This window comes from Novosphingobium sp. HR1a, from assembly GCF_015594425.1.
GTDB classification, from domain to species: Bacteria; Pseudomonadota; Alphaproteobacteria; order Sphingomonadales; family Sphingomonadaceae; genus Novosphingobium; species Novosphingobium resinovorum_A.
Map to the genome: position 1 here is coordinate 25984 of NZ_JABXWS010000061.1, position 21171 is coordinate 47154.

Below are 21171 nucleotides of genomic sequence, written 5' to 3' on the forward strand. Positions count from 1 at the left end.
GTTAAGCTGCGCAGACCCACAAAGTAAAATAATGATTTTTTGCGATGCCATAGCAACAGACTATGGATTTTGTAGCGCCTCCATCATCGCCTGCGCCGGACGAGACAGCGGACGCCCCGCCAGCCACAGCACGCCGACGCTGCGTTCACGCACGGCTTCCTCGATCATCACGGCCCGGATGCTGTCGTCGGTGACCCCGTCGAGCGCCACGGTTCGCGGCAGTACCGTCACCCGGTCGCTCTCCCTTACGATGGCCCTCGTGGTGAGGAGGGAGTCGCAGCGGATCGTCGTGCGCGGCACCGCCACCCCCGCGGCGATGAACAGCGCATCGACCTGCCGCCGGAACGCCCCGCGCGCCTCGGGCAGCACCCAGGGGTAGCTCTCGACCTCGCGCAGCGACACGCGGCCCGGCAGCTTCTCGTGCCGGGGGCCGACGATCAGGACGAATGGGTCGCTGGCGCACGTGACTTCCTTCATGTCCGCCGGAACGCTTTCGATGCCGGTCGTCACGAAGGCCAGTTCGATCGCCCCTTTGCGCACCATCTCCAGCAGTTCCTCGTCGGGCCGCTCGATGGCGCTGAGCGCGAAGTCGCCGATCGCCTCCTCCACCCGCATGATCGCGCCGGGCAGGAGAGTGAGCAGGGCGCCCGGCGTGCCGCCGATGCGCAAGGGTCCGGCGATGCCGTGCCGCGTGTGCTCGATCTCGGTCACGGCATCGCCCAGCAGCGTAGCCATGGCCTCGGCCCGGCGCTGGAGCACTTCGCCTTCCGCCGTCAGCACGATGCCGCCACGCCCGCGTTCGAACAGCACGACGCCCAGCTTGCGCTCCAGCAGCGAGATCGTGTTCGACACCGAGGGCTGCGAGAGGTTGAGCGCCCGGGCGGCGGCGCTGATCGATCCGGTATCGCAGACCGCGCGGAACGTCAGCAGGGCGCGCGGGTCGATCGCCGAACTGCGCCGATATTCGCCTGCTTCCACCATTCCGGTATGCCTTCGCCTGCCTGGGCCTACCCCTGACGGAGATCACCCGCCGACGCAATCCGCGCCGACGGGTGAGTGCCAGTCCATCAGACGATGCCTTAGACGATGCCGGCGCCAAGTCCCACGGCGGCGCGTTCCTGCGCCTTGCGGTCGCGCCAGCGGCTTTCGCGGTAGACGCCCAGCACGTCCGCCGCGCCGCCCGCATCGATGCGGGCCTTCGCCAGGATCGGCGAGACGTCAACGTTGTAGGCCCGGCGCAGGGCCTGGAAGGCCATCATCGTGTCGTTCGCTTCCTGCGCCAGATGCAGCGCCTCGCGGTCGACCAGCAGCGCCTTGGCGTAGCACGATCCGATCGCCTCGGCCGAAGACAACATGGATTCGATCGGGTCGGTGACGTTGTGCGACTGGTCGATCATGTAGCTGGGATTGAAGCCATCGCGCGGGGCCAGTTCGGCCTCGACCAGTTCGTTGAACACCAGGAACAGCTGGTGCGGATTGATCGAGCCGGAATCGAGGTCGTCGTCGCCGTACTTGCTGTCGTTGAAGTGGAAGCCGCCGAGCTTGCCGAACCGGTGCAGGCGCGCCACGATCTGCTCGATGTTGACGTTGGGCGCATGGTGGCCAAGATCGACGAGGCACTTGGCCTTGGGGCCAAGCTCCTGCGCGGCAAGGATCGAGGAACCCCAGTCGCTGATGACGGTGGAATAGAACGCGGGCTCGAACATCTTGTGCTCCAGCAACATCCGCCAGTCGTCCGGCAGCGCGGCGTAGACCTCGCTCGCAGCGTCGAGATAGCGGTCGAGGCTGCGGCCGAGGTCCTGCTGGCCGGGGAAGTTGGTGCCGTCGCCCACCCAGACCGTCAGGTCGGTGGAGCCGAGCTGGCGGCCGATCTCGATGCACTCGATGTTGTGCTCCACGGCCTGAGCCCGCGTCGCCTCGATGGTCGAGGAGAGCGAGCCGGTGGCATACGTCTGCGCCTGCCCCTTCTGGTCCTGAAAGGTGTTCGAGTTCACCGCATCGAAGCCGAGGCCGAGGCTCGCCGCCTCCTCGCGCAGACCCTTGTAGTCGCTGACCTTGTCCCACGGGAAATGCGGGCTGACGCGCGGGGTCAGGCGCGAGAGCTGGTTGATGACCGCGCAGTCCTCCAGCTTCTCGTGGATATTGGTGGGCTCGCCGGGGATGGGGAACTTGGCGAAACGGGTGCCGCCGCGCCCCGCGCCCCATGTCGGCACCGCCACGGAAAAGCCCGCAACCTTGTCCCTGATCGCATCGATGGCGATGCCGGAACGCTCCAGCTTGCGGCCCAGCGAGGCGTAGTCGTCTTCCAGCGCCTCGGCGGCCCGGGCATTGGCTTCCGCGATCAGTTCGGCGGAAATCGGCAGGTTCGTCATTGTCTCTTATCCTCTTCCCGTCGCGATCAGCGCGTGAACGCCTGGGCGTTGCCCGCATCGACGTTGATCATGTTGCCGGTGGACTTGGCGGACTGGTCGCCCGCCAGGAAGTACACCGCCTCGGCAATGTCGCCGGGCAGCACGTCGCGCTTGAGCATGGAGCGCTGGCGGTAATGTTCCTCCAGTTCCTTGCCGGTGTCGATACCATGGGCGCCCGCGCGCTCCTTGCGCCAGTCGCCGTCCCAGATACGGCTGCCCTTGATGACGGCATCGGGGTTGACGACGTTGACGCGGATGCCATGCGGCGCCCCCTCCAGCGCCAGACAGCGCGCAAGGTGGTTGGCCGCCGCCTTGGCCGAGGCATAGGCGCTGGCATTGGTGGCGGCGGCGACGCCGTTCTTCGAGCCGATGAACACGACGCTGGTGCCGCCCTGTTCCTTCATCGCCTTCAATAGCGGCCACGCGGCCCGGCTGGTCAGGAAATAGCCCTGCGCCAGAACGTCGTAGTTGCGGTTCCATAGCGCGATGGTGGTCTCCTCGATCGGCGCCGAGGAGGCGATGCCGGCATTGGCGACGAGGATGTCGAGGCCGCCGAACTCGCGCGCGGCGACGGCGAAGGCCTCGGCGACTTGCGCCTCATCCGTCACGTCGCACACCACCGAACGCACCACGTCCTTGCCGAACTGCCTGGCGAAACCGGCGCGCACGTCCTCGACGACGGCGCCGTCGCGGTCGGCGAGAACCACGCAGGCGCCCTCGGCCATCAGCCGCGCCGCGCTCGCCGCGCCGATGCCGCCCGCCCCGCCGGTCACCAGCGCGACGCGGCCGACCAAGGGCTTGGGCGCGGGCATGCGCTGCAGCTTGGCTTCCTCGAGCAGCCAGTACTCGATGTCGAAGGCTTCCTGTTCATCGAGCGCGATATAGTCGCCGATCGCCTCGGCCCCGCGCATGACATTGATGGCGTTGCCGTAGAACTCGCCGGCGAGGCGCGCGGTGGTCTTGTCGGTGGCGAACGTGATGCGCCCGATGCCCGGCACCAGCACCACGACCGGATTGGCATCGCGCATCGCGGGCGAGTTCGGACGCTTGCAGCGCTCGTAATAGGCAGCATAGAGGTCGCGGTAATCGGCGATCTTCTGCGCCAGGTAGGCGTCATCGTGCAACCGCGCCGGGTCGAGCGTCAATGGCGCGATCTTGGTACGCAGGAAGTGATCGGGGCACGAGGTGCCAAGGTCGGCGAGGCGCTGGAAGTCCGCCGAATTCACGAACTCGAGCGCTTCGGCATCGTCGGAATAGTGGCCGACCTTGCGCCGCGCTCCGGTCATCAGGCCGCGCAGGCGGGGCATGAGATCGGCCGCGATTGCCGCGCGGTCCCCGGCGGTTTCATAAGCCGCGCCGCCGAACGCGGGCTTCCCGGCAAGGCCCGCATTGAGGTAGGCGGCAGCGTCGGCGATCAGTTCGACGGTGTGTTCGTAGCAGGCCTTCGCGCTGTCCGCCCAGCAGATGATGCCGTGGCCCGCGAGCATTACGCCTTCGACGCCGGGGTTGGCCGCCACGAAGTCACGCAGTTGCACGCCCAGCGTATAGCCGGGGCGCTTCCACGCCAGCCAGCCGATCCGGCCGCCCCAGATCGCCTGCGTCGCCGCCTCCCCGCCGGAGCTGGCGGCAAGCGCGATGATCGCGTCCGGGTGGACGTGATCGACATGCGCGAAAGGCAGCAGCGAATGGAGCGGCGTGTCGATCGACGCCGCGCGGCCGTTCAGGTTGAAAGTGCAGTGCGGCAGGTAGCCGACCATCTTGTCGTCGTCGTCCGGGCCGCCGTAGTGCTGTTCGAGGCCAAGCAGCTTGTCCTGATAGAGCGTCGCGAATCCATCGAGCTTCATCGAGCCGATGTCGCCGCCCGAGCCCTTCACCCACAGGACTTCCACCGTCTCTCCGGTCAGCGGATCGACCTCTTCCAGCTTGGCGGAGGTGTTGCCGCCGCCGAAGTTGGTGACAGTCAGGTCGGAACCCAGCAGGTTGGAGCGGTAGAGCAGCAGTTGGGCAGGAGAAAGAGACGCCGCGACCGAGTCGTCCCACCGGCTGGTCGGCACGGCGAAAGTGAGCGCGGGGGCGGATTTCAACGGGGCGGCGGGGGCAGTGATTGTTTCCATGGACACCCTCTGACATTTCCTCTTTTCATGTTCAATCTGACTCGATAATAATCGCTCATAGGCAATCAATCAACACCATGTTCAGGCAGATCGCTGCCTGGTTGAAAATGGCGGCGGAGAGAATGGCAGGAACAGGCGCTTACATCGTCGTCGATATCGGCAAGACCCTCAGCAAGGTGTCGCTGTGGTGCCGTTATGGTACCCTTGTGTGCCGCCAGGTGCGCCCCAACCCGACCCATGAAATCGACGGGATTCGCCGCCTCGACGCCGAGGGAATCGGCGAATGGCTGCGCGCAACCTTGCGTGAATGGGCAGGCCATCCCGTCGAGGCGATCATCCCCGTGGCCCATGGCGCCGCCTTCGCCGCGATCGGAGAAGACGGGCTGCTTTTCGCCCCGCTCGACTACGAACAGCCGATCCCGGGCGACGTCATGGCCGCCTACCGGGCCGAGCGCGACGCGCTTGCCGTGACGGGCTCCCCCGCCCTGCCCGACGGTCTCAACATGGGCGCGCAGATCTGGTGGATGGCGCAGCGCCACCCCGAGGCGATGGCGCGGGCGACGCTGGTGCCCTGGGCGCAGTACTGGGCCTGGCTCCTCACCGGCCGGGCGGTCAGCGAAGTGACCAGCCTCGGCTGCCACTCGGACCTCTGGGCACCCGGCGAAGCGCGCTTCTCCCCGATGGCCGAGCGCCTCGGCTGGGCCGAGCGCTTTGCCCCCGTGGTCGGCGCAGGCGAGGTCGTGGGGACCCTGCGCCCCGAACTCGCGGCCGAGACGGGCTTGCCCGCGAGTGCGCAAGTCCTTGCCGGACTTCACGATTCGAACGCCGCGCTGCTCGCCGCGCGCGGCTTCGCGCAGATCGCGCGGCAGGAGGCGACGATCCTTTCCACCGGCACCTGGTTCATCGCCATGCGCCTTGCCGCCGAGCCTTTCGCCATCGCCTCGCTGCCCGAAGGGCGCGACACGCTGGTCAACGTCGATGCCTATGGCGCGCCCGTGCCCTCGGCCCGTTTCATGGGCGGGCGCGAGATCGAGACGGTCATCCAGCTCGACACCCGCCGCATCGACATCAAGCCCGACCAGCCCCGCCTGATGGCCGAAGTCCCGGCGCTGCTGCGCCGCCGTACGATGATGATGCCCACGCTCGCGCCCGGCTTCGGCCCCTATCCCGACGGCGAGGCGCGCTGGGTCAACGCGCCGGTCGAGTGGCAGGGAACCTGGTACGCCCGACGCGCGGCGATCTGCCTTTATGCCGCGCTGGTAGCGGATACCGCGCTCGACCTGATCGGTTCGAAGGACCGGCTGCTGATCGAGGGGCGCTTTTCCGAGGCCGAGGTCTTCGTGCGCGCGCTCGCCGCGCTGCGGCCGGACACCCGGGTCTTCCTCGCCAATGCCCATAACGACGTCTCGTTCGGCGCACTGCGCCTGATCGACCCGTCGCTGGAGGCGGGCGGCGAACTCATCCGCGTCGAACCGCTGGAAGGCGACCTCTTCGGCTACCGCGACGCCTGGCGCGAAGCCGTGGCAAAGGCCCCCGCAGGACTGACCGCATGATCACCGCCTCGATCCCCGACTTTCGCGAAGCCGCACGCCGCACGCTGCCGCGCTTCCTGTTCGAATACATCGACGGCGGCTCCTATGCCGAGGCGACGCTGCGTCGCAACGTCTCCGACCTTGCCGAACTCGCCCTGCGCCAGCGCGTGCTGCGCGACGTCTCGGCGCTGGACCTGTCGACGCAGCTGTTCGGCCAGAAGCTGGCCCTGCCCCTTGCATTGGCGCCGATCGGGCTGGCCGGCCTCTATGCCCGGCGCGGCGAGACGCAGGCGGTGCGGGCGGCGCAGAACGCCGGCGTTCCCTTCACGCTCTCCACGGTTGGTGCCTGCACCATCGGCGAAGTCGCCAGGGCTGCGGACCGCCCGTTCTGGTTCCAGCTCTACATGATCCGCGACCGCGCCTTCATGAAGGACCTGCTGGCGCAGGCGGTCGAGGCCGGCTGCTCCACCCTCGTCTTCACCGTCGACATGCCGGTCCCCGGCAGCCGCTATCGCGATTACCACACCGGCCTTGCCGGGTCCGGCGGCATCAAGGGCGCGCTATGGCGCTTCGCGCAGGCCGCCGCCCGGCCCGGCTGGGCATGGGACGTCGGCATCAACGGACGCCCGCACACGCTGGGCAACGTCGCGCCGGTGCTACAGGGCAGGACCGGGATCGAGGACTTCTTCGCCTGGATGCGAAACAACTTCGACCCCTCGATCAACTGGCGTGACCTCGATTTCATCCGCTCCGAATGGAAGGGGCCACTGATCATCAAGGGCATTCTCGACCCGGACGACGCGCGCGAAGCCGCAGAGCTGGGCGCGGACGGCATCGTCGTCTCCAACCACGGCGGGCGGCAGCTCGACGGCGTGCTTTCCAGCGCCCGCGCCCTGCCCCCGATCGTCGATGCGGTGGGAGACCGCCTGACCGTGCTGGCCGACGGCGGCATCCGCTCCGGCCTCGACGTGGTGCGGATGCTGGCGCTGGGCGCCAAGGGTGTGCTGCTGGGCCGCGCATGGGCCTGGGCGCTCGCAGCCGGAGGAGAAGCGGGCGTCACGAAGATGCTCAAGCTGATCGAGGCCGAAATGCGCGTCGCCATGGCACTCACCGGCACCACCCGCATCGACCAGATCGACCGCAACTGCCTGGCGGCCACCCGATAATATACATCAAGAGAGGATCACGAAAATCATGGGAGGCAATCCGCCGCTGGGCGTCCTGTTTCACTGGCTTGGGGGCTTCGCCTCCGCCAGCTTCTACGTCCCCTACAAGCGCATCAAGTTGTGGTCGTGGGAGATATTCTGGCTTGCGGGCGGCATCTTCTCCTGGGCCATCGCGCCCTGGCTCTTCGCCTCGCTGCGCACCGAGGACCTGCTCGGCGTATTGGCATCCACGCCTTCGCGGACCTTGCTGTGGTGCTGGTTCTGGGGCGCGATGTGGGGGTTCGGCGGCCTGACCTTCGGGCTGACGATGCGCTATCTCGGGCTCTCTCTGGGCATGGCCGTGGCGCTGGGACTGACCACGGTGATCGGCACGATGGGACCGCCGATCTTCCACGGCACCATCGGCGAGATCGCCTCACGCCCCAGCGGGCAACTGACACTGCTGGGCATTCTGGTGACGCTGGCGGGGATCGTCGTCGTCGCGCGGGCGGGGAGCGCCAAGGACAAGGACCTGGGCGGCAAGATTTCCGAGGGCGTGGCCGAGTTCGACCTTCGCAAAGGCCTGCTGATCGCGGTGTTCTCGGGCGTCATGTCGGGCTGTTTCGCCTGGGGCCTCGATGCCGGACAGCCGATCCGCGACCTGACGCTGGCGGCCGGGACCGATCCGTTGAGCCAGGGGCTTCCGGTGCTCTGCGTGGTGCTGGCGGGCGGCCTCACCACCAATGCGATCTGGTGCGCGATCCTCATCCGCCGCAACCGCAGTTTCGGCCAGTTCCTCGGCCGAGTGCCGACCGGGGAAAAGCCTAGGCTTCTGGTCAATTACCTGCTGGCGGCTCTGGGCGGCACCTTGTGGTACTTCCAGTTCTTCTTCTACACGATGGGCGAGAGCCAGATGGGACGCTACGGCTTCTCCTCGTGGACGCTCCACATGGCTTCCATCATCCTGTTCTCGACGCTCTGGGGCTTTGCGCTGAAGGAGTGGAAGGGCGCCAGCCTTCGTACGCGCACGCTGGTCTGGACCGGGATCGGCCTGCTCGTCGGCTCGACGGTGATCATCGGGGCGGGCAACATGATCGAGGCGGGCATGAACCCGTGAGCAGAAATGATGGATCATGATCGAAAACTCGGCCATAGGGCCGTGCAAAGACCGACATAAACCGACATAAGGTAGCCAATGCACTCCACGCAGCGTGAACGCCTGATCCTCGAAGCGGTAGCCGCCACCGGTTTCGTGACGTATCGCGCGCTCGAGGCCCGGCTCGAGGCATCGCCCGCGACGATCCGGCGCGACCTGACGCGGCTGGAGGAAGAGGGCCTGATCGTCCGCGTGCACGGCGGCGCCAAGCTGGCGCAGGAGCAGAAGGAAGAGCGCGAGGACGGCCTTGCCGGGACGCCCTTCGCACAGTCGATCCTGCAGCACCTTCCGGCGAAGCAGGCGATCGGCCGGGCGGCTGCCGCGCTGTGCCGTCCGGGCGAGGGGATAATGATCGACGGCGGCACCACCACCCTGCAGATGTGCCCGCATCTGGCCGGACTGGACTGTCAGGTCCTCACCAATTCGCTGCATATCGTCGATGCCCTGTTGCCGCAGCAGGGCACGCGGGTGCTGCTGCCGTCAGGCACCGTGTTCCGGGAACAGAACATCGTGCTGGCCCCGGCGGGCGAGGAATCGATGCCGCGCTTTCACGCACCCAAGCTGTTCATGGGCGCCGCCGCCGTCGGCCCGCAGGGCGTGATGCAGCAGGACGTCATCCTCGTCGCCGCCGAGCGCCGGTTCATGGAGCGCGCGGAGGAAGTCATCCTCCTCGTCGACAGCAGCAAGTTCACCTCGTCCTCGGGCGCGATCGTGTGCGGGCTGGACGAGATCGGCACGATCGTCACCGACCCCGGCATCCCCCGCGACATGGCCGCCCGGTTGAACGACCTTGGCGTCAGGGTCGTCGTCGCCTGAAGCGGACGGAAGTGCGAAACTCCACATTGAAAGGCTCTTCGTCATCCCCGCGGAGGCGGGGCCCAACTGATGTCCGTGCGACGAGAACCGGCAGGAGACGGGCTCCCGTGCCCTAAGCGCCCGCGAGCTTCCTGCGGATCAGCGCCTTGATCTTCCGGTCCTCGAGAACCCGCCCACCGACGTAGAGCGCGGCGAAGATACCGGCGAAGACATAGGCGGAAGTGGGCGAGTGCTTGTCGTCCTTCTTCTCTTCCTTCTTGTCCTTGCCTTCTTTTTTTGGGCTGTCCTTCTTGGGCTTTTCCGGAGCCGGTGCGCCGAGGAACTTGTCGATCGGGTTCATCGCCGGCGCGGCCTTGTCCTTTTTCTCGTCCTTCTTTTCCGAGGCTTCGGCCGCGGGCTTTTCCAGTTTGCCGAGGGCGATCGTCAATTGCCCGAAGGCGAGGAACAGCAGCGGCGCCAGGAAGCAGAACAGCAAGGCCCGGCTGGTCATATGCCAGCGCAGTACCGACCCGCCCGCGCCGTTCTCGATCCGGAGCGTGCCGCCGTCGAAGACCGACATCCTGTCCTGCGCGGCCTGGTCGCGCTTGGTAAAGGTCAGCGTGTCGCCGCCGCGTTCGTGGCTGGTGCCGCTCTCGAAGAACAGGGGTGTGAGGCGGTCGAAGGCATCCTCGCGCGACTGTCCGGGCGCGAGCGGCAGGCTGCCCCTGACATGCCAGATCCAGTCGATGAAACGCGCGTTCATGGTATCCCTTTCGGCACGGCCACAAGGGCCGCCCAAGTCCGTGGACTGCATTTGCATGGGAGGAGAGCCGCGCCCGATGCGGGCGGTCACTCGGCCAGAACCGCAGTGGCGCGGGTGCCGCCGAAGCGTTCCTTCAGGGTCTTCCAGCCTTCGGTGAAGGGGAAGGTCATCTGCTCACGGATGCCCATGCGGCGGCCGCCTTCCATGCCCAGAAGCTCCGCCTCGCCGTCGACGCACGTACCGAAGATGCGGTCGATGAAGATGTAGGTGTTGGTGAAGTTGCTGCGGCTCGCCTCGAAGTCCTGCGAGTGGTGGAGGCTGTGATGCTCGGTCGTGTGGAACAGGAAGCGCCACCAGCGGGGCGAATTGAAGCGCACGTTGATGTGCTGGTAGCTGCCGACCGCCATGCCGATCGCCCCGGCCAGCAGGAACGCGCGCGGCAGGAAGTCGAAGAACCCGCCGACGCCCAGCCCGATCAGGAACAGCTCCACCGGGTTGCCGACCGCGCCCTTGTTGATGTTCAACTGGGTGATGTAGTGATGGACCGAGTGCGGCAGCCACAGCGGATACCAGTTGTGCATCCCGCGATGCATCCAGTACTGCCCGAAGTCGAAGATGAACGAGATCAGGAACGCCTGCAGCAGCAGCGGCAGTCCGGTGAACCAGGCGAACTTTTCCCAGTGGAACGCGCCCTGGATCGCCTCGATCATCACGCCGTCGCCGATGTAGCCGTCGATGATGCGCAGGATCGTATAGCCGAGGCCGACGTAGAACAGGTCGGTCGCCAGTTCCTTCCACGTGAGGTTCCAGCTTTCGTAGCGCGGGAAGGCCCATTCGAGGCCGAGGAGAAACAGACGGAAACCGATGCCGATGCCGATCGCTGTCGATGCCTTGGCGATGGAATTGGGGGCGTAGTACCAGAACGCGATCAGCGCGAAGAGCACCGTTGGCTGGAACCAGGTGAAGACGAACTGCTTCACCGGACCGCCTTCGACCCTGCCGATATTCTCCCAGCCGACAGTGACTGGTGCCTGTGTTCCGATCAATCTCTTACCTACGCGAACCCCGTCCATGCGCCTGCCCTCGTAATATTTGACCACCCATGTCAGTAATACTTATTTCAAACATGGTAATACGGGATAGCGGCGTCGTCTACGCCCTTTCTGCAATGCAGCACGAAATCTGCGCTACTGTCCGAAAAAGCGTCGGCCGGACCTTCCGCATGGTCAATTACTCCGGGTCCGCAATATAGCCTTGACCTTATCGGCCATCAAAGAGATTTCTCCGAGAAACAGGCAAATCCTGTATTCCCGAAGCAATTAGAGCAATCGAATAATGACTTGGGAGATCGGCACTCGTGTAATGTTCCGGCCTCTGGAGAACATGCGATCCGCCTCATCTCGTCGTTACGAACCACGTGCGGCACCGGGAAGCAGCATGGCGCCGCCTCCGGGTGACCGGCTCTTTCAACATGCCGATTCGCTGCCGGGCAGCCATTCGAGAGAGCCCCGGACCGGCACCACGGCGCCGAAACGCCAAGTGCGCGGCTGCGTCACTGCGCGGCCAGCATGTCCTCGCCCAGATCGAAGCGGTTGCCGGGATGCTCCAGTCCGAGGTGGTCCCGGAGGGTCGTACCCGCGTACTCGCTGCGAAACAGCCCGCGCCGCTGCAGTTCCGGCACGACGCCTGAAAGGAACCGCTCCGCCCCTCCCGGCATGTAGGGCGGCATGACGACGAAGCCGTCGGCGCCCTTCTCGCGAACCCATTGCTCCATCCTGTCCGCCACCGTCGCGGGCGAGCCGACGAACTTCGCGAAGGCGAGGCCCTTGGCATAGCTTCGCCCGAGATCGCCCAGCGTCATGCCCTGCTCCATCGCGCTCTTGAGCACGACTTCGAAGCGGCCCTTGCTGCCACGTATGCGATCGCGGATATCGGGCACGGGCGCATCGGCCGGGTGGAAGGACAAATCGTAGTTCATGCTCCCCGACATGAAGCTGAGCCCTGCCTCGGGATGGATCAGCGCGTCGAGTTCGGCTTCGAGTTCGAACGCGTCCTCGTCGGTGTCCGCGATGATCGGAACCACCCCCGGCAGCACCTTGACCGCATCGGGAGACCGGCCGGCGGCGACGACTTGGGCCTTGAAGTCGGCGTAGAACGCCTGCGCCTTGGCCAGCGTCGACTGCACCGGGAAGATCACTTCGGCATTGCGCGCGGCCAGCGACTGGAACGCCCCGGAGACACCGGCCTGGATCAGCACCGGATGCCCCTGCGGCGGCCGCACCGCGCCGAGCGGCCCTTTGACCTGGAACCACGTGCCGCGATGATCGGCGTAGTGGATCCGCGACGGATCGGCATAGCGCGCGCTCGCCTTGTCGGCGGTGATCGCGTCTTCCTGCCATGTGTCCCACAGCAGGCGCACGACGTCGATGAACTCGGCGGCGCGTTCGTAGCGCTCGGCGTGCCCCAGATGCTCCGCCCGGCTGAAGTTGCGCGCCTCGCCGTCATTGACGGAGGTGACCGCGTTCCAGGCCGCGCGCCCCTTGCTGAAGTGGTCGATCGACGCGAACATGCGCGCGGCGTGATAAGGCTCGGAATAGCTGGTCGAGATCGTCGCCCCCAGCCCGATCCGGTCCGTCGTCATGGCCAGTGCCGAAAGCAGGGTCAGCGGCTCGACGTGGATCGCGGGCCGCAGCCTGACGGCGGCCTCGAACGAACTGCCGTAGATGTCGTCGATCGACAGCTTGTCGGCCACGAACACCATGTCGAGCTTCGCCTGTTCCGCCGCCTGCGCGATCCGTGCGTAGTTGGCGACGTCGAAGGGATCGCCATGCTCGGCCAGCGGATGGCGCCAGCCGGCAAGATGTGAGCCCGACAGCGAAAGGAACAGGGCGAGATGCACGGATCGACTCCTCAGATTGCCGGGATGACCTGCGGACCGAAGCCGCACGGGACAATCGAGTTGGTCGCCGCGACCTATGAGTTGTTCTGAACGGTGGTGCCGACAGGCAGGGAGCGGGTGACCTGCCGCCGGATCGTCATGGCAAGCGCAGCGACTCAATCCTGCGCGGAGTGACGCGGCAAAGCGCCACGCTTTACCGCATGCAAAACCCGCAACGACAGTCGAAATGCAGGAAAAGACAATCCGATCAAATAGAAGCAATACTACATGATGTTAACCAATATCAGTTGATCTACGTAATAAGTCATTTCGCCGCACACCGACAAACATACTCTAACATAGATCGTCATGTGCCCCGAACTTCCCCCGGTGCTATTGATTCGCCGCAAGCAGATCCGGTCGCCAAGCAGCTATACGTAGCGATAATCATTCAAGGTCGATTTCCCATCAACATCGATCCACCATCCGCATGTGCGGACAAGGGGGAGGAGGGGCCTCATGCCTATCGTACCGACCTATCCCGGCGTCTACGTCGAGGAACTGGGCAGCGGCGTGCGTCCGCTGGCCGGCGTACCCACCGCGATCGCCGCCTTCGTCGGCTATACCGCGCGCGGGCTCGACAACCGGGCGACGACGATCTTCAGCTACGCCGACTACGAGCGCGAATTCGGCGGCCTCGCCGCCAACAGCGAGCTGAGCTATTCGGTCCAGCAGTTCTTCCAGAACGGCGGCGGCCAGGCGATCGTCGTGCGCGTGCCCAAGAGCGACGGGGTCGCCGCGCAGGTCAACCTCAAGGAAGGCGTCGCCAACGCCGCCAAGGTCAGCTTCACCCTCACCGCGACCAGCAAGGGCGACTGGGGCAACGGGATCGTCGCCGACGTCGATTACGACGGGGCATCGGCCAGCAACTTCAACCTCACCCTGACCGATCTCGGCAGCGGCGCCGTCGAGCGCTGGGCAGACCTCAGCGTATCGACCGCCTCGCCCCGCTTCGTGGAGGCGGTGCTCAACGACCCGGCCAACGGCTCGCGCCTCGCCACGGCGAAAGTCCCCGCCGCGAGCCCCGGCGCGCGCCCGGCCGAGAGCGGGATCGTCGGCACCGACTTCGCCGTCACCTCCACCGGGATCACCGGCCTCGCCAACGACAAGGCGTACAAGGTCCGGGTCACCGCCAACCGGCCCAGCGGCCCCATCACCGCGCTCGAAGTCACGCTGATCAAGCAGGCCGAGACACTGCCCACCTCGGTCGTGGCGCTGGCCCGGCTGCTGGAGCGGCGCTTCAACGAGGCGCTGGCCGCCGCACTGCCCGGCGCGGCCGTCGCCGTCGGCGTCACCGGATCGGGTAAGGCCTTGCGCATCGCTCCGATGTTCGACCCGGCCTTGCTCCCCGCGGCCGTGGACACCACGCTTTCGCTGGCGGACAGCGCCCCGGCAGGCGCCCTCGCTATGCTCAAGCTGCCTGCGGCGAACTTCAACGTCGGTCGCTACCGCCTCGGCACCGGCACGGCCGAAGCCGCCCAGCGCAACCCCGTCCCCGGCGCCGACGGCACCCAGCTGCCGCAGAGCGCCGACGTGATCGGCAGTCCGTCCGCCTTCACCGGCATCCATGCGCTTGAAAAGGCGGACATCTTCAACATCCTCGTCCTGCCCGACGCCACGCGCGCCAGCCCCGGCGATCCCAACGCGCTCGATACCGGGCTGGACCCGAACGCCATCTATCAGGCCGCGCTCGACTATTGCACCAAGCGCCGCGCCTTCCTGCTGATCGACCCGTCGCCGACCGTGAACACCGTCGACCGCGCGTTCGAGTGGATTTCCTCGGGCCTGACCGTCAAGGGCGCCAACGCGGCCACGTATTTCCCGCGCGTCCGCATGGCCGATCCGCTGAACGACTTCCAGCTGCGCACCTTCGGCCCGTCCGGCGCGATCGCCGGGCTCTATGCCCGCACCGACGCCGAGCGCGGCGTGTGGAAGGCCCCCGCCGGAACCGATGCGCAGCTGCGCGGGGTGCGCGGGCTCGTCTACAAGCTGTCCGATTCCGAGAACGGGCTGCTCAACCCGCTGGGCCTCAACTGCATCCGCGCGCTGCCGGTCTACGGCACGCTCTCGTGGGGGACGCGCACCCGCGTCGGCTCCGATGTGGAAGCGAGCCAGTGGAAGTACGTACCCGTCCGGCGCCTTGCCCTCATGATCGAGGAAAGCCTGTTCCGGGGCACCCAGTGGGTCGTCTTCGAACCCAACGACGAACCGCTGTGGGCGCAGATCCGGCTGAACCTCACCACCTACATGCACGGCCTGTTCCGCCAGGGCGCGTTCCAGGGCCAGACCCCGCGCGACGCCTACCTCGTCAAGTGCGACAAGGAGACGACCACGCAGGCCGACATCGACCGGGGCATCGTCAACATCCTGGTCGGGTTCGCGCCGCTCAAGCCCGCGGAATTCGTCATGATCCGCATCCAGCAGCTGGCCGGTCAGGCCGCTTCGTAATCGGCAAGGGAGGAGTTGCCCGATGGCCCAGTTCAACGTCAACGCCCAGCGCTTCGACCCGTACAAGAACTTCAAGTTCCGGGTGAAGTGGGACGGCCGCTATGTCGCGGGCGTCAGCAAGGTCAGCGCGCTCAAGCGCACTACCGAGGTAGTCAAACACCGCGAGGGGGGCGATCCTTCCTCCAGCCGCAAGTCCCCCGGCCGCAGCGAGTTCGAGGCCGTCACCCTCGAACGCGGCGTCACCCACGACGTCGAGTTCGAGCGGTGGGCCAACAAGGTCTGGAACTTCGGTTCCGCCCTCGGCGCCGAAGTCTCGCTCGCAGACTTCCGCAAGGACATCACCATCGAACTCTACAACGAGGCTGGGCAACCGGCGATCGTCTATCGCCTGTTCCGCTGCTGGATCAGCGAGTTCCAGTCGATGCCCGATCTCGACGCCAACGCCAACGCGGTGGCCATCCAGCACATCAAGATCGAGAACGAAGGCTGGGAGCGCGACTACGCGGTAACCGAGCCTTCCGAACCGAGCTTCGTCGAACCGCAGTAAGGCCATGTCCACGAACCCGGTCGAGGGACTGCTCGCACTTTGGGAGGCGGGCACGAACCCGCTCGCCCTGCTGAGGGCCGCCGAGCCCGGTGCCGGGGATGATGCCCTTGCACGCCTTCCCGTCGGCGCGCGTGACGGGAAGCTGATCGCGCACCAGCGGCGACTGTTCGGCCCGGCCATCGAGGCGACCTTGCCCTGCCACGCATGTGGCGAGACGGCGGAAGTCACGCTCGATGCCGACAGCCTGCTGGCGATGGCGCCGGAGGAGGTCGCGCCGATCTCGGTGACGACCGGTGCGTGGCGGATCGAGGCCCGCCCCGCCGACAGCCACGACATGGCGGCGCTGGCGATGAAGGAGCCCGAAGCGGCCGAGCGCGCCCTCCTCGCCCGCGTGGTGACGCTCTGCACCCGCGATGGTGCGCCCGCCGATCCCGCGAACCTCCCGCCTGAGGCCGTCGCCGCGATCGAGGATGCGCTGGAAGCTGCAGATCCGCTGGCGGCGATCACGCTGCTCGTCGCCTGCCCCCATTGCGGCGCGAGCATTCCGGCGCTGCACGATCCCGCGCATCACTTCGCCCGTTCGGTCGCCGCCGAGGCGCGGCGGCTGCTGGCGGAAGTCGCCGCGCTCGCCCGTGCCTATGGCTGGCGAGAGGCGGACATCCTGGCGATGACCCCGCAGCGCCGCGCGGCCTATCTGGAGCTGGCAGCGTGAGCCGCTATCTCGCCACCCTCGCAGCCCGAGCCTCGGGCCGCGTGGCGCTGCTCTCCCCGCGCCCGCGCACGCTTTACGAGGGCGGCGGGGAAGATATGGCCTTCGAGGAACCGGCGCAGCCGATCGCCGGGAGCGTGCAGCCTATACCGCGCACGGTCATGGACGCGCCCTCCGCCCCAAGGGAAAGCACGGCGCCGCGCCCGGGCACCACGGCCCCCGCCGCCGCGCCGACAATCCGGCAGGGTTCGGTGGTGCAGGTTACGCAAGTGCTTACGTCCGCTGAGAATCCGGAACCGCGCTTCCGTTCTCAGGCCGTGCCGCCAATCCAGACGGCGATACCGAGTGGCGAACGTCCTGCGATACCGCAGCCCCCTGCCGATCCCGGCCATACGCCTGCGCTCACGCACCCCCCGGCCCAAGCGCCTGACCGCCCGGCTCCCCGCCTCGTGCCCAACTCGCCCTTCTCGAACCTCCAGACCTCCGAACGCACGGTGCTGCAGGAGATCATGCGCCACGTCGAAGTCCACGCACGCGCCGGCACAACGCCCGGCCCGGACGTTCAGGCACCCCCGCCGCGCCGCGCTGAACCCGCTCCTCGGCCGGTCGCGCATGCGATACCCCGGCCCACGCCCGCCGCTCCGCAACCTCGCCAACGCTCCGTTTCGGCGCCCCGAGGCGAGCCGCCGGTCGTCATCCGGATCGAGCGCATAGACGTCCATGCGGTGCCCCCGCCCCCCGTTCCGCCGCCCGCACGGCGCCAGCCCGCCTCGCCTGCGCCGTCGCCCGGCCCCTCGCTCGCAGAGTTCCTTTCGGGCGGGGAGCGCGCACGATGAGCACGCCTTTCGCCATCGCCGGAGTCACCGCCGTGCTGCGCCAGCTCGTGGTGGAGGGCCTTGCGCTCGACAAGGCAGGCGACGCGGTCGGCACCATCGGCGTCAGTGCCGGGCCGCCCGACCTCGTCGCCAAGCCCGGCCAGCCCGAGCCGACGCGGGTGAACCTCTATCTCCATCAGGTCACGCCCAACGCGGCCTGGCGCAATCTCGGGCTGCCTGGGCGAGACAGCGGCGGCGACCTCGTCTCCGCACCGCCGCTGGCGTTCACGCTGCACTACCTCGTCACGACCTTCGCGGCGGAGATGTTCGTCGCCGAAGTCCTGCTCGGCCACACCTTGCGCATCCTCGGCGAGAACGCGGTCCTGACGCGCGAGGCGGTACGCCGCGCACTGGTGCCCACGGCCGCGAGCCCGCTCGCCACGGCGCTGGAGAACTGCGGCCTCGCCGACCAGATCGAACTGGTCAAGCTGACCCCCACCGCCGTCGCGCTGGAGGACATGTCGCGGATCTGGTCGGCATTCCAAGCGCATTACCGCACCACCGTCGCCTACGAAGCGAGCGTCGTGCTCATCGATCCGCGCGCGAAGGGCCGCACCGCCCTGCCCGCCACTGCCCGCGCCGTCTTCGGCGAGACGCTGGCGCTGCCCGAGATCGCGCGGGTCGGCCTCGCCGATGATCCGAGCGCGGCGGTGACCACCGAGGACACGCTGGCGATCGCCGGCCTGCGCCTGCTCGCCGCCAGCGGCACCGTGGTCCGCATCGGCGCCACCGACCACGCGCCCGCCTCCGATTCCCGCGCCCACATCCTGAACGTGGACCTTGCCGCCGCCCCTCGCCCGCGCGCCGGAGTGCAGAGCGTCACCGTCATCCACCCGCGCCAGATGGGCGATCCGGCCACCGCGCACGAAGGCGTGTTCTCCAACGCCGCCGCGCTGATCCTGCGCCCGGTGGTGAACACCGTCTCCGCCGCCAATTCCGCGACGCGGACCATCGACGGCATCGTTTACGCCGACGGCACCCTGACGGTCACCGCCGCCCGCGCCATCGGCCGTGACCAGCGGGTCGAAGTGCTGCTCAACGAACGCGGCGCGCCCGCCTCGCGGCCTCCACGCGGCTATGCCATCGCCGCTCCCGCCGCCAATGGCCTAGCCGAAAGCGTGGACGAGGCTGCGCAGATCGCAATCCCCTATCGCGCCATCGCGCGCGGCGACTACCTCGTGCGCCTGCGCATCGACGGCGCCGAAAGCCTGCTCACCCCCGGCGGCGACGGCCGCTTCGCCACCCCGCTGGTGACGATATGAGCGCGCCGTCTCTCGCCGGCGAGATCGCCGTGATCGAAGCGCACCTCGCGCTTGCCGCCGCGCGAACAGGCGAGCAAATCGCGGCCGCCGAAGCGACATTGCACGCAGCGCAGGAGGCCGCCCAATCCGGTGGGCCGGCAAGGCGTCTCGCCGAGCGCCTTGGCCTCATCGCATTCGCCCGTGATTGCCTGCTGCTGGCCGCTCTGCCGCACTTGAGTGCACGCTCCGTAGCGCTCTGTGCCGCCGTGACCGGCGACCCGCAAGGCCGCATCACCGCCGCCCTCGCCATGGCGGTACTGCCGGAGGCGGCATGGTCGGCGCTGCGTCCCGACGCCCCGCTGCGCGCGTTGCGGTGCCTGCGCCTCGCCGATCCCGACCGACCGACCCTTTCCGAACTCCTGATCGACGAACGCATCCTCCTCGCGCTGCTGGGAGAGGACGCGCTTGACGAACGCCTCGCCCCGCTCGTCCGCCCGGTGGCGGCAGGCGCGGAAATCGGCCCCTACGGCCGCACCCAGGCGGAGCGGCTGGTCGAGCGCTGGTGGTCGATGCGCGCGGACGGAGAGGCACCCGCGATCCACCTGCATCACGGCGAGCCCGCCGACGCCCGGCTCATCGCCCAGACTGCGGCGACCCGGCTGGGGCGCCGCCTCCATGTTCTTGGCGCGGCGAACCTACCGCCCACTCCCGCCGAGCGCCACGGTTTCGCAGCCCTGTGGCGGCGAGAGGCGCTGCTGGGCGGCCTCGCGCTGCTGATCGAGCTGCCCGATGACATCGCCCCCGAACAGGCCGCGCTCGCCGCCGATCTCGTCGATCGACTGGACGATTGCATCATCATCAGCGGCGGCGCGGGGGCGCTGCCATGCCGCCGCCCCTTTGTCTCCGCGACACTGCAAGTGCCTGAAGCGTCCGAGCGCCATGCCCTCTGGACGCGGGCGCTGGGGCAGGCTCAGGCCGCCAAGCTCAACGGCGCGAGCGAAGCCCTGGCCAGCCAGTTCGCCATCGGCCCGACCGCGATCGCGCGCCTCGGCCCGCTGGCCGAAGGGCTGGACCGCGAGGCGGCGCGCGACCTGCTCCACCGCGAGGCCCGCGCCCATGCGCAGGCGCATATCGCCGCCATCGCCGAAGTCATCCACCCCGTCGCCACGTGGGATGACCTCATCGTTCCCGCGGAACTCAAGACCGCGCTGCACGCCATCGCCGCGCAAGTGCGGTACCGCCGCCACGTCCACGAGGACTGGGGCTTCGCCGCGCGCGGCGGGCGCGGCCTCGGCATCGCCGCGCTGTTCGCGGGCTCCAGCGGCACCGGCAAGACGATGGCCGCCGAAGTCATCGCCGCCGACCTCGGCACCGACGTGGTTCGCGTCGATCTGGCGGGAGTCGTCAGCAAGTACATCGGCGAGACCGAGAAGAACCTGTCCCGCGTCTTCGCCGCCGCCGAGGGCAGCGGCGCGGTGCTGCTGTTCGACGAGGCCGACGCGCTGTTCGGCAAACGCAGCGAAGTCGGCAACGCGCACGACCGCTACGCCAACATCGAAGTCAGCTACCTCCTGCAGCGCATGGAGAGCTACACCGGCCTCGCCATCCTCACCACCAACCAGCGCGAATCGCTGGATGCCGCGTTCTTCCGCCGCCTGCGCTTCGTGGTGGCGTTCCCCTTCCCGGACGAAGCGCTGCGCCGGACCGTCTGGGAACGCGCCTTCCCGCAAGCCACGCCGACCGAGGGGCTGGACTTCGAGCGCCTCGCGCGCCTCAACGTCGCGCCCGGCAACATCCGCAGCATCGCCGTCAACGCCGCGTTCCTCGCCGCTGCGCAAGGGGGTGCCGTGGAGATGCGCCACCTGCACGAAGCCGCCGTGCTCGAATGCCGCAAGCTGGAGCGCCCGGTCACTTCGGCCGAACTGGGAGGCTGGCTGTGAGCCGCGTGGCGATCGAGGTCGGCCAGTTGGTCTTCCACGGTCTCGACGCCGATGAGGCAGGGCGCGCCGGGGCGGCCTTTTCCTCCGAGCTGGAGCGTCTCGTCGGCCAGCGCGGCCTGTCGCGCGCCGCAGCGCCGCCGCGTCTTCCCGCCCGGCCCCGCCCCGAGGACATCGGCCGCGCCGCCGCCGCCCGCGTCCATGCGGGGATCGCGGGCCAAGGCCGCGCGCCATGAGCGAACGCGCCGCCCCTTCCCCGACCGAGAGCGTGAGCGCCCCGCGCGAGGCCGCGCAAGACGCGCTCGCCTGCCTCGCCCCGGCTCTCGGCCTTGCGGCGAGCGAGGTTGATCTCCGGCTCGATCGCGAGGGCGACCGCCTGCTGGCCGATGCCGGGGCGCGGGGCGCGGCGCGGGGCAACGTGGTGTGGCTGCGCGGCTACGATCCGGCATCCGAGGCGAGCCGCCTGACGCTGGCGCACGAACTCGTCCATGTCGCGCAAGGCCGCCTGCATTCCGCGACACCGCCCTCGCCGCTTGCCGCCGAGCGCGAGGCCGAGCGCT

The 21171-nt window shown here is 68.0% G+C and carries 18 protein-coding genes; 12 read left to right on the forward strand and 6 right to left on the reverse strand.

Annotation, left to right across the window (positions count from 1 at the left end; genetic code table 11):
• Positions 1-60: 60 nt before the first annotated feature.
• The 3 genes from HWN72_RS17130 to HWN72_RS17140 form a co-directional block, all read right to left on the reverse strand.
• Complete coding sequence (locus HWN72_RS17130) at positions 61-981, reverse strand: LysR family transcriptional regulator (protein ID WP_008832078.1); 921 nt, start codon at positions 979-981, stop codon at positions 61-63.
• A 98-nt stretch (positions 982-1079) separates the two neighbouring features.
• Positions 1080-2372 carry a TIM barrel protein gene (locus HWN72_RS17135; protein ID WP_008832079.1) on the reverse strand — a complete coding sequence of 431 codons (1293 nt, stop codon included), beginning with the start codon at positions 2370-2372 and terminating at the stop codon, positions 1080-1082.
• Between the two features lie 26 nt (positions 2373-2398).
• On the reverse strand, positions 2399-4525 hold the full coding sequence (locus HWN72_RS17140; RefSeq protein ID WP_036529815.1) for a bifunctional rhamnulose-1-phosphate aldolase/short-chain dehydrogenase: 2127 nt from the start codon (positions 4523-4525) through the stop codon (positions 2399-2401).
• Between the two features lie 122 nt (positions 4526-4647).
• Between HWN72_RS17140 and HWN72_RS17145 the strand changes: the two genes are divergently transcribed.
• From HWN72_RS17145 to HWN72_RS17160, 4 genes are all read left to right on the forward strand, one after another.
• Positions 4648-6078: an FGGY-family carbohydrate kinase gene (locus HWN72_RS17145; protein WP_211150809.1), complete on the forward strand. Its 1431-nt coding sequence runs from the start codon at positions 4648-4650 to the stop codon at positions 6076-6078.
• Positions 6075-7223 carry an FMN-dependent L-lactate dehydrogenase LldD gene (lldD, locus tag HWN72_RS17150; RefSeq protein ID WP_211150810.1) on the forward strand — a complete coding sequence of 383 codons (1149 nt, stop codon included), beginning with the start codon at positions 6075-6077 and terminating at the stop codon, positions 7221-7223. Before HWN72_RS17145 ends, lldD begins: the two co-directional genes overlap by 4 nt.
• 28 nt (positions 7224-7251) lie before the next feature.
• Positions 7252-8319 carry an L-rhamnose/proton symporter RhaT gene (rhaT, locus tag HWN72_RS17155; protein WP_211150811.1) on the forward strand — a complete coding sequence of 356 codons (1068 nt, stop codon included), beginning with the start codon at positions 7252-7254 and terminating at the stop codon, positions 8317-8319.
• Between the two features lie 78 nt (positions 8320-8397).
• A complete protein-coding gene (locus tag HWN72_RS17160) occupies positions 8398-9174 on the forward strand; it encodes a DeoR/GlpR family DNA-binding transcription regulator (RefSeq protein WP_036529808.1) in 777 nt (258 codons plus the stop codon).
• A 112-nt stretch (positions 9175-9286) separates the two neighbouring features.
• On the opposite strand, the gene HWN72_RS17165 is transcribed toward HWN72_RS17160, so the two are convergent.
• The 3 genes from HWN72_RS17165 to HWN72_RS17175 form a co-directional block, all read right to left on the reverse strand.
• Positions 9287-9916: a hypothetical protein gene (locus HWN72_RS17165; RefSeq protein WP_211150812.1), complete on the reverse strand. Its 630-nt coding sequence runs from the start codon at positions 9914-9916 to the stop codon at positions 9287-9289.
• Between the two features lie 86 nt (positions 9917-10002).
• Positions 10003-10989 (reverse strand): sterol desaturase family protein, encoded by a 987-nt coding sequence (locus tag HWN72_RS17170; RefSeq protein ID WP_211150813.1) that lies wholly within the window; start codon positions 10987-10989, stop codon positions 10003-10005.
• A 479-nt stretch (positions 10990-11468) separates the two neighbouring features.
• Positions 11469-12815: an LLM class flavin-dependent oxidoreductase gene (locus HWN72_RS17175; RefSeq protein WP_211150814.1), complete on the reverse strand. Its 1347-nt coding sequence runs from the start codon at positions 12813-12815 to the stop codon at positions 11469-11471.
• Between the two features lie 498 nt (positions 12816-13313).
• On the opposite strand from HWN72_RS17175, the gene HWN72_RS17180 reads away from it, so the two are divergent.
• From HWN72_RS17180 to HWN72_RS17215, 8 genes are all read left to right on the forward strand, one after another.
• A complete protein-coding gene (locus HWN72_RS17180) occupies positions 13314-15302 on the forward strand; it encodes a phage tail sheath C-terminal domain-containing protein (protein WP_211150815.1) in 1989 nt (662 codons plus the stop codon).
• A gap of 22 nt (positions 15303-15324) precedes the next feature.
• On the forward strand, positions 15325-15849 hold the full coding sequence (locus HWN72_RS17185) for a phage tail protein (RefSeq protein WP_008831688.1): 525 nt from the start codon (positions 15325-15327) through the stop codon (positions 15847-15849).
• Positions 15850-15853: 4 nt separating this feature from the next.
• Positions 15854-16561 carry a hypothetical protein gene (locus HWN72_RS17190; RefSeq protein ID WP_008831689.1) on the forward strand — a complete coding sequence of 236 codons (708 nt, stop codon included), beginning with the start codon at positions 15854-15856 and terminating at the stop codon, positions 16559-16561.
• Positions 16558-17394 (forward strand): hypothetical protein, encoded by an 837-nt coding sequence (locus HWN72_RS17195; protein WP_211150816.1) that lies wholly within the window; start codon positions 16558-16560, stop codon positions 17392-17394. Before HWN72_RS17190 ends, HWN72_RS17195 begins: the two co-directional genes overlap by 4 nt.
• Entirely contained in the window at positions 17391-18695 is a 1305-nt protein-coding gene (locus HWN72_RS17200) for a DUF4255 domain-containing protein (protein ID WP_008831690.1), read from the forward strand. The genes HWN72_RS17195 and HWN72_RS17200 overlap by 4 nt, the downstream gene beginning before the upstream one ends.
• A complete protein-coding gene (locus tag HWN72_RS17205) occupies positions 18692-20614 on the forward strand; it encodes an ATP-binding protein (RefSeq protein WP_211150817.1) in 1923 nt (640 codons plus the stop codon). The genes HWN72_RS17200 and HWN72_RS17205 overlap by 4 nt, the downstream gene beginning before the upstream one ends.
• Positions 20611-20847, forward strand: coding sequence for a hypothetical protein (locus HWN72_RS17210; RefSeq protein ID WP_069709499.1), 237 nt, complete (start codon positions 20611-20613; stop codon positions 20845-20847). Before HWN72_RS17205 ends, HWN72_RS17210 begins: the two co-directional genes overlap by 4 nt.
• A partial coding sequence (locus tag HWN72_RS17215) for a DUF4157 domain-containing protein (RefSeq protein WP_211150818.1) occupies positions 20844-21171 on the forward strand: 328 nt, incomplete at its 3' end. The genes HWN72_RS17210 and HWN72_RS17215, both read left to right, overlap by 4 nt.

Bases quoted from the DNA above. Each gene is read 5' to 3' on its own strand.
- HWN72_RS17165 (WP_211150812.1), bottom strand. From the start codon at position 9,916: ATGAACGCGCGTTTCATCGACTGGATCTGGCATGTCAGGGGCAGCCTG.
- HWN72_RS17145 (WP_211150809.1), top strand. From the start codon at position 4,648: ATGGCAGGAACAGGCGCTTACATCGTCGTCGATATCGGCAAGACCCTC.
- HWN72_RS17205 (WP_211150817.1), top strand. From the start codon at position 18,692: ATGAGCGCGCCGTCTCTCGCCGGCGAGATCGCCGTGATCGAAGCGCAC.
- HWN72_RS17160 (WP_036529808.1), top strand. From the start codon at position 8,398: ATGCACTCCACGCAGCGTGAACGCCTGATCCTCGAAGCGGTAGCCGCC.
- HWN72_RS17200 (WP_008831690.1), top strand. From the start codon at position 17,391: ATGAGCACGCCTTTCGCCATCGCCGGAGTCACCGCCGTGCTGCGCCAG.
- lldD (WP_211150810.1), top strand. From the start codon at position 6,075: ATGATCACCGCCTCGATCCCCGACTTTCGCGAAGCCGCACGCCGCACG.
- HWN72_RS17140 (WP_036529815.1), bottom strand. From the start codon at position 4,525: ATGGAAACAATCACTGCCCCCGCCGCCCCGTTGAAATCCGCCCCCGCG.
- HWN72_RS17135 (WP_008832079.1), bottom strand. From the start codon at position 2,372: ATGACGAACCTGCCGATTTCCGCCGAACTGATCGCGGAAGCCAATGCC.
- HWN72_RS17185 (WP_008831688.1), top strand. From the start codon at position 15,325: ATGGCCCAGTTCAACGTCAACGCCCAGCGCTTCGACCCGTACAAGAAC.
- HWN72_RS17130 (WP_008832078.1), bottom strand. From the start codon at position 981: ATGGTGGAAGCAGGCGAATATCGGCGCAGTTCGGCGATCGACCCGCGC.
- HWN72_RS17180 (WP_211150815.1), top strand. From the start codon at position 13,314: ATGCCTATCGTACCGACCTATCCCGGCGTCTACGTCGAGGAACTGGGC.
- rhaT (WP_211150811.1), top strand. From the start codon at position 7,252: ATGGGAGGCAATCCGCCGCTGGGCGTCCTGTTTCACTGGCTTGGGGGC.
- HWN72_RS17170 (WP_211150813.1), bottom strand. From the start codon at position 10,989: ATGGACGGGGTTCGCGTAGGTAAGAGATTGATCGGAACACAGGCACCA.
- HWN72_RS17190 (WP_008831689.1), top strand. From the start codon at position 15,854: ATGTCCACGAACCCGGTCGAGGGACTGCTCGCACTTTGGGAGGCGGGC.